The organism is Paenibacillus sp. J22R56 (genome assembly GCF_056269375.1).
This window is the reverse complement of the sequence record NZ_JBWDNV010000002.1, coordinates 451,936-463,956: the sequence shown is the minus strand read 5'-3', so window position 1 is coordinate 463,956 and position 12,021 is coordinate 451,936. Positions and strand designations below refer to the sequence as shown.

General features: G+C 45.6%; 11 protein-coding genes. 3 read left to right on the top strand and 8 right to left on the bottom strand.

Annotated elements, in window-relative coordinates:
- Positions 1–2 precede the first annotated feature (2 nt).
- The 7 genes from AC0YNT_RS06115 to leuC form a co-directional block, all read right to left on the bottom strand.
- A complete protein-coding gene (locus AC0YNT_RS06115; protein ID WP_167273340.1) occupies positions 3–272 on the bottom strand; it encodes an NAD/NADP transhydrogenase alpha subunit in 270 nt (89 codons plus the stop codon).
- 6 nt (positions 273–278) lie between these two features.
- On the bottom strand, positions 279–980 hold the full coding sequence (gene nth, locus AC0YNT_RS06110; RefSeq protein ID WP_167273337.1) for an endonuclease III: 702 nt from the start codon (positions 978–980) through the stop codon (positions 279–281).
- Between the two features lie 155 nt (positions 981–1,135).
- Complete coding sequence (locus AC0YNT_RS06105) at positions 1,136–3,619, bottom strand: S-layer homology domain-containing protein (RefSeq protein ID WP_475803758.1); 2,484 nt, start codon at positions 3,617–3,619, stop codon at positions 1,136–1,138.
- Between the two features lie 27 nt (positions 3,620–3,646).
- Positions 3,647–4,255, bottom strand: a complete 609-nt coding sequence (locus AC0YNT_RS06100; RefSeq protein ID WP_475803757.1) for a GerMN domain-containing protein — start codon at positions 4,253–4,255, stop codon at positions 3,647–3,649.
- Positions 4,256–4,275: 20 nt separating this feature from the next.
- Entirely contained in the window at positions 4,276–5,703 is a 1,428-nt protein-coding gene (locus AC0YNT_RS06095) for an N-acetylmuramoyl-L-alanine amidase (RefSeq protein ID WP_475803756.1), read from the bottom strand.
- Positions 5,704–5,862: 159 nt separating this feature from the next.
- Positions 5,863–6,462, bottom strand: a complete 600-nt coding sequence (gene leuD / locus AC0YNT_RS06090; protein WP_475803755.1) for a 3-isopropylmalate dehydratase small subunit — start codon at positions 6,460–6,462, stop codon at positions 5,863–5,865.
- A gap of 30 nt (positions 6,463–6,492) precedes the next feature.
- Positions 6,493–7,908 (bottom strand): 3-isopropylmalate dehydratase large subunit, encoded by a 1,416-nt coding sequence (leuC, locus tag AC0YNT_RS06085; RefSeq protein ID WP_475803754.1) that lies wholly within the window; start codon positions 7,906–7,908, stop codon positions 6,493–6,495.
- Positions 7,909–8,076: 168 nt separating this feature from the next.
- Here leuC and AC0YNT_RS06080 point away from each other — a divergent pair, with 168 nt between their 5' ends.
- On the top strand, positions 8,077–8,970 hold the full coding sequence (locus tag AC0YNT_RS06080; protein ID WP_167273317.1) for a LysR family transcriptional regulator: 894 nt from the start codon (positions 8,077–8,079) through the stop codon (positions 8,968–8,970).
- 11 nt (positions 8,971–8,981) lie between these two features.
- On the opposite strand, the gene AC0YNT_RS06075 is transcribed toward AC0YNT_RS06080, so the two are convergent.
- Positions 8,982–9,776 carry a carbon-nitrogen family hydrolase gene (locus tag AC0YNT_RS06075; protein WP_475803753.1) on the bottom strand — a complete coding sequence of 265 codons (795 nt, stop codon included), beginning with the start codon at positions 9,774–9,776 and terminating at the stop codon, positions 8,982–8,984.
- Between the two features lie 135 nt (positions 9,777–9,911).
- On the opposite strand from AC0YNT_RS06075, the gene AC0YNT_RS06070 reads away from it, so the two are divergent.
- Both AC0YNT_RS06070 and AC0YNT_RS06065 read left to right on the top strand, forming a co-directional pair.
- A complete protein-coding gene (locus tag AC0YNT_RS06070) occupies positions 9,912–10,358 on the top strand; it encodes a hypothetical protein (RefSeq protein ID WP_475803752.1) in 447 nt (148 codons plus the stop codon).
- 129 nt (positions 10,359–10,487) lie between these two features.
- Positions 10,488–11,678 (top strand): aminotransferase class I/II-fold pyridoxal phosphate-dependent enzyme, encoded by a 1,191-nt coding sequence (locus tag AC0YNT_RS06065; RefSeq protein WP_475803751.1) that lies wholly within the window; start codon positions 10,488–10,490, stop codon positions 11,676–11,678.
- Positions 11,679–12,021 lie beyond the last annotated feature (343 nt).

Genomic DNA, 12,021 nt, shown 5'->3' with positions numbered 1-12,021 from the left:
GTCTATACAGCTTCCTCTTCAGCAGGCAGGCAAATTTCAAATACATTACCATGCTGCAAAATCATAATGTTACGTTCTTTCTCTTTCATAACTACAACTTCAGGCTTTGCACGCATACGCTCGATATACTGGTCAGGTACGTCGCCGGAACCGCTAACCGTTACGCCCTCTACTAGAATATCTTCGTTTTCTTGTGGTGGTGATTCCAGGACTTGCTCATAAATATCAGAGAACAGCTCAAAATTATTCGTATACACGGAAATACATTTCATTTGTCATCATCCTTCACTGGCTTTTTTCGGTTTCGTTGTCTTAATTTTAGTTTTCGTTTGTCCGCCCGGCTTCATACGCTGCTTTCCTTCTTTGCATAAATCAAGCAGCGGGCATATTGGACATTGCGGGTTTTGTGCTTTGCAGTGATAGCGGCCGAAAAATATAAGCCGGTGATGGGTAAGCGTCCATTCCTCACGAGGCACAAGCTTCATCAGCTTCTTTTCAACTTCGAGAACGGTATCATCCAGCTTAGCCACGCCAAGGCGTTTCGATACCCTATCGACATGCGTATCTACGGCAATCGCTGGAACGCCAAACGCATTCGAGACAACAACGTTAGCGGTTTTACGTCCAACGCCAGGCAGCTCCGTTAACTGTTCATGCCCCGAAGGAACTTCCCCTTCATATTTATCGATTAGGATGCGGCATAGCTTTTGAATATTGGATGCCTTGCTGCGGAATAGCCCAATTCGGCGAATATCTTGCTCCAGTTCTTCCAGCGGCACCGATAAATAGTCTTCCGGCCGTTTGTATTTCTGAAACAGATTGACAGTTACTTTATTTACCGTCTCATCCGTGCATTGCGCCGACAGCAGGACCGCTAGGGTCAATTCGAACGGATTGCTATGATGCAATTCACAATGTGCATCGGGGAACATCTCCGCTAACGTATCCAATATATGTCGCATCTTCTGCTTCGCATTCATCGTCTCTCTCCTAATCCCAAACACTATCGTTCAAAGTGTAGCGAAATTTGTCACGCGGCGCAACCTTATTACGCCTGAAAAAAAGAAAAAACCGCCCTATTGGATGGTTTTTTCACAAAATATAAGAATTTAGACTACTTTTAGCTCTTTTTACATTAAGATTTTACAATTTTGAGAGCTTTATTGTTGAAGGAGTAAATGGTAATCGAATCGCCATCCTTCAATGCCGTAACTTGAATGGCTGCGTTATTATACAAAATTTTCGTGTCAGAAGTAATATAACTGAAGTTGCCGTTATCTTCCGAAGTTGTCTTGTATGTCCAGATTGTTGCATTAGGAGCATCATATTTCCAATACGTACGCTTCTCGCCCACAGCAACCGTTACGATCGCCTGCTCATTCTCGTCCTTGTACACTTGAATGATATCGCCTGATGCAATTGCTGAGGTAGAATACGTCGTTTGAGTGCCTTTAATTACTTTAACCCCTTTAGACAGGGATACAGTGCTTGTCGTGCCATTCGCTTCTGTGACAGACAAACTACTTGCCGAAACGGAAGATACCGTGCCATATCTCATATTGATTAGCTTAACAGACAAAATCGTGCTGCCGATGTAAGGGACATTAATAATCGTACCGTTCGTTAGCGCACTTATCGTTACGGCAGTACCATTCTCATCCGTAATCGGAACATTCACAAGCGAAATATCTTTTGACGCGTTATCAGCGGTCTTCACAGAGACAAGCTTAGTCGATGTATTAACGGCTGTAACTTGATATTGCAGCGTCTTGTGCACTTGAATAGTTGCTGCTTTCTCTTGATTTGAATCAAGCAGCACAGTAATTGTATCTCCTGCTTGCAAACTGGATAATGTCGGCACCGAAACACCAGGAATTTGAAGCAGCGGCGATGTATAAGGAATGCTTACCTTCTCACCTGTATCAAGCTTAACAGACAGTAACTTGTCAGTTGAGTTTACCGAAACGAGTGTACCAGTCTGTTTATAGATAAAGCTTAACGAGATAATATTTTTTCCCGAGTATGTGATCTTAACTTTTCTATTCGCAACGAGATACGCCCTCGCTTGGCTGACCGTAATGGACGATCCATTGTAATCAATTTTACTAGAATCCGTCAGGAACAATGCACTTGCATTCGTAGTGACAGGATCAACCACCGTAAGCAGTTTGTTATCGCCGCTGTAGTTTACAACCGTTGCAGAATCAAGTGTCGAGACATTCCGGTTAACCACTTCGATACGCGTAACTTCCTGCTCATCATTCAAGGTAAGCTTAATATTATCGATTCCTTTCAGCAGATCACTGACGGTAGGCTCTTCAATACCATTAATAATAACTTCCGCATTATCAGCCAGGAACTTGGACTGCAGGTTACCATCTACCAGGTAATTAATCAGGCCGCTGCCCGCTGAATAAAATTGACCTGTCGCCGTATTAGCAACCGTCTGTGCCTCAGCTGTTATAGAAACAACCTGAGGAGTAGTACGGAATGTATCTTCGACAATCGTCAGATTGGTATCACGCTTCAGATCGGAAACTGTCAGCGTCTTTCCTGTGCTGTCCTTTATCGTTACTGCGCTGCTGTAAGGGAATTTTACCGGCTCATCATTAACCCAAGCATAGAAGTAACGGTCCGTTGTATTCACACGGTCCAGCTTTGCGGTTATTGTCTTAACATGCTGCTCGGTACCTTGTGATTCTACATATAATGCTTTACCCGATTTGCCAATAAGCGTGATATCGGTGTAAAGCTTGATATCACCAGCCTTAATTGGATTGTCGCTGTCCGCCGTATAGAACAAGGAACTTGAATCCAGCGTGTAGCTGGTTTCTTTCCCTTCGCTGTACAAAGTAATGGACGTTGCCGTTTGAGCAGTAACGATGCCGCTCACTTGACCTTCGTACGGCACTTGATATTGCTTTTCAGCACGGCTGAACAATGTCGCTAGACTCGCTCTGTTGACCGGTGCTTTTGGATCAAACTTTGTAGCGGAAACGCCTTTCACCAGTTCGAGCGACACCGCTGCATTCACATAACCTAAATACTTCGGAGTAATCTGGCTGCCGTCAGCAAAGGTAGAGGCAGTCTTGCTAAGATCATCTGCTAAGTCTTTTTTATCAATGGCTTTAACCATCAGCTTCGTTACCCATTCCCGCGATGCAGGAGTTGAACCCCACGCCAGCTTAGGATTGGCAGCGGCGCTAGCATATTCTTCATTTTGATCAAGTAAGCCCTTCTTAAAGGCCAGCAGAATATAAGGCTTGAAGAAATTGCTTACCTTGAAAGAATCCGGGTATGCAATTATATCATCCGCTTTGATTTCATCCGCAAGACCTGCGAAACGAAGAGCCATTACAACAGCCTCTTCCTGTGTAACGCTTTTTAAAGGACGGAATTCCGCCCCTCCTGTGACATTGTAACCATTTACAATACCCTGCAGCGCGAGCTTAGCAACATGCTTCTCTGCCCAAGCAGGAATGGAATCTGTGAATGGAGTATTGGAAACTGCAGCAGCATAAGCCTGTTGAGTTGGAAGTACGATGGAAGTGCCTCCGGCAAGCAAGGAGAAAGCTAATACGCCGGCAATAAGTTTGGAACGGGACGAATGCATAGGCATAGATGAATAATCCTCCTTAGAAAATGACTAATTATTAGTTGATCGAACCGTTGGATGTTCAAGATCGAAGTGGCCCATCAGGCTCTCCAAGGCTTGTCCATCTACTAAGAGATCATAAGATTGTACAAAATCGAATTGGAACAAGGTCTTCTGAAGCGAATCCAGTAACATCTGCTCGCCAGACGACCCAAGTCTAGCTTCGTCAGGAAGGTGAATATCAATGGTGACCGCGTTATTATCATCTAACGTTATCGTTTTAAACTCTATCTTCTTCCATAATGCAACGCTTCCTTCTGGTCCATCCTCCTGCAAGGCCATCAGGGCTTTCTTCACCAGATCCTGACCAGATTCAAAAGACAAATTGACTTCCTTAACAATCAACTTCTCTAATTCCGTATCCGCATAATAAATTTCAATTGGATTAACCGGCTCTGAGGAGAAGGTTGCTTCCTCCGTCGTAACAGGAGTTGGCGTTGGCTCTGCTGTTGCGGCCGCTTCTACGGTTGGACTTGGTGACGGCACATTGGCATTGGTATTACTGCTTCCGCCTGACTGCTCGCCTGGCTTATTCGTATTCCCACAAGCTGCTGTTAACATAACAATGAATAACAGAATGATAAATGCCGGTTTACGCAATTTCGAATCCCCCCGCTCTCTTAAGAAAGTTTCAGATATTCTTTAATCCCAGCTACGATTTCGGCTGCCATCTTGTTTTGTGCAGCGTCATTGTACAAAATATCGGAATCACCTTTATTAGATAAAAAGCCGGTTTCAAGCAAAATAGCAGGCATCGTTGTTTCCCTTGTAACGTGAAGGTTTCCATACTTCACACCACGGTCTTTCAGGCCAGTTGCTTTTACAAGATGCTTATGAATGACATTCGCAAGCGCCTTGCTGCTGTCGCGTGTATAATACGTCTCGGTACCCGTAACGCTTGCTGTCGGGTTACTGTTAGCATGGATGGATATAAACAAATCAGCTTTATTGTTCTTAGCGAACGTAACACGGCCCGCTAGTGTGACAAATTTATCTTCCGGTCTGCTGAGCAGCGGCTTAATATATTTTTCTTTGTCCAGCAATGCTTTTACTTTGAGAGAAAGGCTAAGATTTGCTTCCTTCTCCCAACGTCCATTAATACTTTGTGCGCCAGGATCTGTGCCCCCGTGGCCAGCATCAATAACGACGTTATAAACTTTATCCCCAGGCGTAGTAACTGGAGGCGTCGGGTCTACCGGTGTTGTTGGGGTAGTCGTCGTTGGCTCTGTGAGATTAATGGTTAGTACCCCAGCCCCATCATCTTGAACCGTAGCATCGGCATCAATATCCGTATTCAAGTCGAGCACTAGTCTAGCTGTTGCAGGATTCGTAGAAAACACCGAATATCGGAACATTGCTAAATACGGATTATCTGTAACACTAACACGTGCTTCTGCCCCCATGAATTGCGAGGAGAGCATATCTGAATAAGTTGTATTCGGGAAGTCGATGACAATACGCTTCGGATTGTCGAGCTTAAAAGGATTATTTGCCGTTATCTTACCGGTATAATTAATAATAATGCCGAAATTGCTGTCATACTGGATGGACGTAATTGTGCTTGTCTCAGCAGGATCAGGTGTTTCCACTGGCTGTTCTGGCTCAACGGTTTTGTACAAAAAGACAGACCTTGTACTTTGCTCCCACTTCACTGTGACACCAAGCTGCTCACTTACAAAACGAACGGGAATTAATGTCGTTCTTCCGTTTTGAAGTTTTGGGGACATGTCCATTTGCACCTTGTTGTTATTTACGAGTGCGGTGTTGTCGTCAATAGTAAGGATAATTTCGTTTTGTCCGTTATGTATGGTAACTTTCTTCGTGGCTGATGACCAATCCACCTTATACCCCATATTTTCCGATACGACCCGGATAGGAACAAGAGTTACATCCTTTACAATCTGGGGATCATCAGTTGGGGTAAGTAATTGATCATTCAGATAAAGCTTGGGTACAACCGGTTTTGCAGTAGCAGCTTGTCCCACTCCAGAGAATAAAGAAAACAAAACCGACATAAACAACAAAATAGGCACAAACTTCTTTTTCATTTTCCACCTCGATGACTGAAATTGCCTGCATCGAATGTGCTCATTCGACTTTGCTAGACGAAATAATAGACGCTTCTTGTCAGAAAAAGTTGCGTATAGAGGAAAAAAGAGGGCAACTCTTCTTTTAATGAAGAGCTGCCCTCTTTCCAAGTCCATCTATTAACCAAGATAGGCAGGACGCTTTTGTTCATAAGCAGTAATTTTATCTTCGTGCTGCAGTGTCAGGCCGATATTATCCAGACCTTGAAGCAGGAACTGGCGGCGGTGCTCATCAATATCGAACGCAAGATCCAGACCGTATTCGTCTGTCAGCTTTTTGTTCTCAAGATCAACCGTCAATTGGTAGCCTTCATGCTGCGCTGTACGTTGGAACAGGTCTTCGACCTGCTCTTCGCTCAGCTTGATTGGAAGAATGCCGTTTTGGAAGCAGTTGTTGTAGAAAATATCTGCATACGATGGTGCGATAACAACTTTGAAGCCGTAGTCAAGAATCGCCCAAGGTGCATGCTCACGGGAAGATCCGCAGCCAAAGTTCGCACGGGAGATCAAGACGGAAGCGCCTTGGTAACGTGGTTTGTTTGGTTCGAAATCAACGTTTACCTCGCCGTTTCTATGGAAACGCCATTCGTAGAACAAGAATTGGCCAAACCCGCTGCGCTCGATGCGCTTCAAAAATTGTTTAGGGATGATAGCGTCCGTGTCGACGTTTACGCGGTCGACCGGGGCAACGATGCCCGTCAGTTGTTTAAATTCTTCCATATCGGTAATACCCCTCTCTCACACGTTCAATTAGTTCAACACTTCGGATTTAACATTCCAGTCACGTACATCTGTGAAGCGGCCTTTGATTGCTGCAGCAGCTGCCATTGCTGGCGATACCAGATGCGTACGTCCGTCACGGCCTTGACGACCTTCAAAGTTACGGTTCGATGTCGATGCACAACGTTGTCCTGGTTCCAGAACGTCAGGGTTCATCGCAAGACACATCGAGCAGCCTGCTTCACGCCATTCGAATCCAGCTTCTGTGAATACTTTATCGAGGCCTTCTTTTTCGGCTTGCAGCTTAACGCGGCCTGAACCTGGAACAACGATTGCTGTAACTTTCTCACTTACTTGGTAGCCGCGAGCGATCTCAGCAGCTGCACGAAGGTCTTCGATACGGCCATTCGTACAAGAACCGATAAAGACATAGTCGATTTCGATTTCTGTCATTGGCGTACCTGGTTTCAGATCCATATATTCAAGCGCTTTTTCTGCTGCTTTGCGCTCATTCTCAGTCGGCAGAGATTGCGGGAATGGAACGGAAGAAGTGATGTCCGTACCCATGCCTGGGCTAGTGCCCCAAGTTACTTGCGGGATCAAGGAATCAACATCGAAATCAACGATAGTATCGTATGTTGCGCCTTCATCTGTAGTCAGTTGTTTCCATGCTTGTACCGCTTCCTCATAGTTAGCTGGCGAGTACTCGCGGCCTTTCAGGTATTCAAATGTTGTTTCGTCCGGTGCGATCAGACCAGCACGTGCGCCGCCTTCAATCGACATGTTGCAGACAGTCATACGCTCTTCCATTGTCAGGGAGCTAATTGCTTCGCCTGTGTACTCGATAACGTATCCAGTTGCGAAGTCTGTACCGTATTTTGCGATAACACCAAGGATCAAGTCCTTTGCTGTTACGCCTGGTTTACGGCTGCCGTTGAAGCGGATTTCCATTGTTTTTGGTTTTGCCTGTTGCAAACATTGTGTAGCCATTACGTGTTCAACTTCGGAGGTTCCGATACCGAATGCTAGTGCGCCAAATGCACCGTGAGTCGAAGTGTGGCTGTCGCCGCAAACGATTGTTTTGCCTGGATGTGTCAGACCAATCTCAGGACCCATAACGTGTACAACGCCTTGGTCAATGTTATCAAGGTCGAACAGCTTAACACCGAAGTCTTTACAGTTCTGCTGCAGTGTATCAATTTGTTGCTTGGAGATTGGATCTTTAATGTTGAAGCGATCCTTTGTAGGCACGTTGTGATCAATTGTTGCGAATGTCAGATCAGGACGGCGAACTTTACGGCCAGTCATACGAAGACCTTCGAATGCTTGCGGCGATGTTACTTCATGCACCAGCTGCAGGTCGATATAAATAATGCTCGGCTTGCCCTCTTCCTGATGAATGACGTGATTATCCCAGATTTTTTCAAATAGTGTTCTTTTCGTCATTATACTCACCCCATCGTTCAAGCGAATCATCGCTTTGCTCTATTAGATGTTCCTAGCATAGCATTTCCGTATTGATTGAACCAAGATATAATATCTATAATGATTATAGGCAATAACTATAAAAGAACGATAACTATTCTCATTTGGACTATAAGGGGAATGATGGTAATGGAACTTAGACAACTACAATATGTGATACAAATTGCAATTGAGAAAAACTTTTCCCGTGCTGCTGAGAAGCTGCATATTGCACAACCTTCTTTGAGCCAGCAGTTATCCAAACTGGAACAAGAACTCGGCGTTCTATTATTCCGACGCACCACCAACTCTGTTGAGTTAACGCAGGCGGGTCAGGTATTCGTGGATAAAGCGCAGTCGATCCTTGATGAGGTTGAGCAATTAAAGCAGGAAATGGATGATATGGCACAAATGAAACGCGGCCGTCTCGTTGTTGGCACTTTGCCTATTACAGGCTCGCATATATTGCCGCTAGTTCTTCCTGTCTTTGGTGAGCTGTATCCACAGATTGATGTGGTATTGGTAGAGGATACGACTGTTAAGCTGGAGCAGCTGACGGCAAGCGGAGGAACAGATATCAGTTTGCTTACACTGCCTTTGGTGGACCAGTCACTGGAATGGGAACCCTTAATGGAAGAGGAAATCTGTCTTGCGGTACCGCCTAACCATCCTCTGGCCAGCCGGGAAGATGAGATTTCAATCGAAGAACTTCGAGACGAGTCGTTTGTAGGCTTGAAGAAAGGCCAGGGCTTCAGGCAAATATTAGTTAACCTGTGCCAGCAAGGCGGCTTTACTCCAAATATCGTGTTTGAGAGCAGTAATATCGAGACCGTTCAGTCGCTTATAGCTGGCGGGATGGGGATCACTTTTGTTCCAAAGATGCTGACCCGGAGTGCAGGCGGAGAATTTGTTCCCGTCTATCTTTCGCTTAAAAGTCATCCCACTCGTACATTGATTATTGCCAGCCGCAAAGGACGTTATTTGTCCAAAGCGGCCGTGGCGTTTATTGAAACGATGACAAAGACAATCAGTCAATATAAATAAACTTTGCTCCTCTAATATAAGGAAGGTCTGCGATCCTCGAATACGGGGATTTTGCCGCGTACGGTATCTACTAGAGATAAATCGATCTCCGCATAAACGATGGTCTCCTCTTCGCCCGCTTCTGCGATTGCTTCGCCCCATGGGTCAAGAACCATCGAATGGCCGAAGAAATGAGTTTCTCCACTAATACCTACGCGGTTGCAGGCAATAACGAACATTTGGTTCTCGATTGCTCTAGCAGTTAGAAGTGTCCGCCAGTGGTGCAGCCGTGGATGCGGCCACTCTGCCGGGACAAACAGCAGCTTTGCGCCATCAAGCGCAAGCTTCCGTGCAAGTTCCGGGAACCGGATGTCATAACAGATCATCATACCGGCGCCTGCACCCTCTATCTCCAGCTTGCCCAGCTTATCCCCTGCTGCCAAATATTTTTCCTCATCCATCAGGCGGAACAAGTGAATTTTCGAATAATCCCCGATCTGATTACCTTCCCGGTCAAAGGCAAAAATCGTATTGTATACACCCTCTTCTCGACCTTCCGCAATCGAACCAGCAATAATATTAATGCTGTGCTGACGGCTGAATTCCGACAAGTATGTAATTGTACGCTCTCCATAAGGGTCAGCAAGCTTCGTGATCTCCGTCAAGGCATACCCCGTATTCCACATTTCTGGAAAAACAATAACATCAGGTTTATTTGTCTGGGAAGCTGCTTCCTCCAGCATCGCTGCCAGCTTGTCAAAGTTCGCTTCCGGCTGTCCTACCTCTATGTTCATTTGCAATAACGCAATTCTTAATGGTTGTGTCATTTGTGTCAGGTCCTTTCTTATATAAAATATCACTTAAAATGCTTTTCCCTAATGATACCTTCTCATGGTTCTGTGTCAAGATGGACAGATTAATGGAGAAGAGGTTAATCATTCCCGTTAAAGGAGAGAACAAATATGCGCCAGAAACGATTGGCAGCCCTGCTGCTCGTACTATCTTTAATGTTCGTATACGCATCCTCTGCCTTCGCTGCAGCACCAGAGGATCAGCCATTTAAGCCTGTTCAAGTGTTTGATGTGAAAGCAGGTAAAGTTGTACTTTCAACGCCTAATGACAAGCAATATCAAGAATTTGCAAACAAATGGATTGCTTCCATAACTGGCCTCGCCCCGCAGCTTACGAATGATGACAGCTGCAATTATGTTTATCGTGTACCTCTAGAGAAGCCCGTTACGATTGCTGTTAACGGAACGAAGCTGGTGGCTGACGATGTTTTCTTATTCTATTGTGATGGCAAGCCGCCGCTTCTTCTCGTATTTGATGAGCAGCGCAGACCGTACCTCCTTCTCTTCAAAGAAGATATTACACCATTTATTAAGAAGGTCGGTATTCCTGCAACATAGGCTTTTATGGTCTAACACCATTTCATCGCTCTATGCCGACTAATTCACTCGACATTAAGGTTTTGCCATGCTACATTTAATCTAATGTCGTTATTCGATTAGAGAGCATTTATGGTGGAGTGTGAGCAAATGGAGACTCAAATTAATGAACATGTGATAAAACCTGCAGACCGCATGACGGTTCTGCCTACTCAATTTTTCGCCAAGCTTGTTGGCAAAGCAAATGCACAGGCAGCCAAAGGCCGTGATGTAATCAATCTGGGGCAAGGCAATCCCGATCAGCCTACCCCTCCCCATATTGTGGCCAAGATGCAAGAGGCTTCGGCTAATCCAATGTATCACCGGTACCCGCCTTTCAGCGGTTATTCCTTCCTGAAGGAAGCGGTAGCTACGCGTTACAAGGAAGACTACGGTGTTGACGTTGATCCTGCTACTGAAGTGGCTATCCTCTTTGGCGGTAAGACAGGATTGGTTGAAATCAGCCAATGTCTTCTTAACCCTGGTGATGTCTGTCTCGTTCCAGATCCAGGTTACCCGGACTATTGGTCTGGTGTTGCTCTCTCCGGTGCAGAGATGAGCTTCATGCCGCTTACGGCTAACAATCGCTTCTTGCCTGACTACTCAGCAATAGATGACGAAGCGCTGAAGCGTGCAAAGCTGATGTTTATTAATTATCCGAATAACCCTACTGGTGCCATTGCTGATTCGGACTTTTATGAAGAAACGGTGCAATTTGCACGCCGTACGGGCGTTGTTGTAGCTAGCGATTTTGCTTATGGCGCTATCGGCTTTGACGGCAAGAAACCCGTCAGCTTCCTGCAAACGCCTGGAGCGAAGGAAGTTGGCGTTGAATTCTACACCTTATCAAAAACTTATAACATGGCAGGCTGGCGTGTAGGCTTTGCGATTGGTAATGCAAAGGTTGTATCGCTGATTAACCTGATTCAGGATCATTACTACTGCAGTCTGTTTGGCGGCATTCAAGAAGCGGCAGCACTTGCGCTTACAGGTCCTCAGGATTGTGTTACTGAGCTTACAGCGAAATATGAAAGCCGCCGTGAAGCGGTGTTTGGCGCCCTCGATCGAATCGGCTGGAAAGCGGATCGCCCTGGCGGTTCCTTCTTCTGTTGGCTCCCTGTACCGGAAGGTTATACTTCCGAATCATTTGCGGATCTAGTTCTTGAGCAGGCAGACGTTGTTGTTGCGCCAGGTAATGGTTTTGGCACACATGGTGAAGGTTACGTCCGTTTAGGCCTGTTAACAAGTGAAGAACGGTTAATTGAAGCCATCGAACGGATTGGCAAACTAGGCATCTTTTAATGAGGTACAGCAGATCGGCTAACCCCCGGTCTGCTGCCTGTTTATATGGCGTTTGCCTTGCTTTACAGCAATCTTTGATCATGATATGCTAACACTAACTAAAGATGTAACGTGATGACGGGACTAGTAAGCGAGAATGGCCGTGAACAGAGAGCAAATTCATTAGGCTGCAAGATTTGCCTCGGCTCCTTGCTGAATCCAACCCCCGAGCGGCCGGCGAGAGCTGGACAGCGCCTCCTGTTATGAGGCTTGAGATGGATCGAGTGTGTTAGCTCGGTCAACAAAGGTGGTACCGCGGAAGCTATAGACTTTCGTCCTTTACAGGACGAAGGTCTTTTTATTT